Origin of the sequence: Anabaena sp. CCY 9402-a, assembly GCF_963920945.1 — a bacterium.
GTDB lineage: Bacteria > Cyanobacteriota > Cyanobacteriia > Cyanobacteriales > Nostocaceae > Trichormus > Trichormus minutissimus.
The window spans coordinates 1-1513 of record NZ_CAWUDL010000179.1 but is presented as its reverse complement, the minus strand read 5'-3'; the positions used below and the strand labels follow the sequence as shown (position 1 = coordinate 1513).

Genomic DNA, 1513 nt, shown 5'->3' with positions numbered 1-1513 from the left:
CCACTACCACTACTAACCCAGATGGCTCATATCTGTTTAATGGTTTAATTCCCGGAGACTATCAAGTCAAATTCACCGCCCCAGAGGGTTTTGTCTTCTCGACTCCCGACCAAGGTGGCGACGACACATTAGATAGTGATGCCAACACCACAGGCTTAACTCAAACCGTCACCCTCACATCAGGGCAATTTAACAGCACATTGGATGCAGGTTTAGTTGCCCTAGCATCATTAGGAGATTTCGTTTGGCATGACCTAGATGCAGACGGTATTCAAGATGGCAACGAACCAGGAATAGCAGGTGCGACTGTTAACTTGTTGAAAGATGGTGTAGTAGTAGCAACAACCACAACAGATGGTACAGGAAAATACAACTTCACCAATTTAACTCCAGACACAGGATATCAAGTCCAATTCATCACTCCTGCTGGCTTTACACAAACTAGCCCAGTAGATGTAGGTGGTAATGATGCCATTGATAGTGATGGCACATTAACAGGAGTCGTTACCTTAGCCGCCGGAGAAAATAATCCCACCTTAGATTCCGGTTTCTACAACCTGGCATCTTTAGGCGATTATGTCTTTGCTGACAACAACAACAACGGTGTTCAAGATGCAGGAGACACAGCATTAGCAGGTGTCACAGTTGAATTAATTCAAAACAACGTAGTCGTTGCCACTACCACTACTAACCCAGATGGCTCATACCTGTTTAATGGTTTAATTCCCGGAGACTATCAAGTCAAATTCACCGCCCCAGAGGGTTTTGTCTTCTCGACTCCCGACCAAGGTGGCGACGACACATTAGATAGTGATGCCAACACCACAGGCTTAACTCAAACCGTCACCCTCACATCAGGGCAATTTAACAGCACATTGGATGCCGGGTTAGTTGCCCTCGCATCATTAGGAGATTTCGTTTGGCATGACCTGAATGCAGATGGTATTCAAGATGGCAACGAACCAGGAATAGCAGGTGCGACTGTTAACTTGTTGAAAGATGGTGTAGTAGTAGCAACAACCACAACAGATGGTACAGGAAAATACAACTTCACCAATTTAACTCCAGACACAGGATATCAAGTCCAATTCATCACTCCTGCTGGCTTTACACAAACTAGCCCAGTAGATGTAGGTGGTAATGATGCCATTGATAGTGATGGCACATTAACAGGAGTCGTTACCTTAGCCGCCGGAGAAAATAATCCCACCTTAGATTCCGGTTTCTACAACCTGGCATCTTTAGGCGATTATGTCTTTGCTGACAACAACAACAACGGTGTTCAAGATGCAGGAGACACAGCATTAGCAGGTGTCACAGTTGAATTAATTCAAAACAACGTAGTCGTTGCCACTACCACTACTAACCCAGATGGCTCATACCTGTTTAATGGTTTAATTCCCGGTGACTATCAAGTCCAATTCACAGCCCCAGAGGGTTTTGTCTTCTCGACTCCCGACCAAGGTGGCGACGACACATTAGATAGTGATGCCAACACCACAGGCTTAACTCA

General features: G+C 45.3%; 1 protein-coding gene. It reads left to right on the top strand.

The features are described 5' to 3' along the window. Window positions 1-1513, top strand: a 1513-nt coding sequence (locus ACM0OR_RS28140; RefSeq protein WP_414579696.1) for an SdrD B-like domain-containing protein, incomplete at both ends; no start/stop codon positions are given.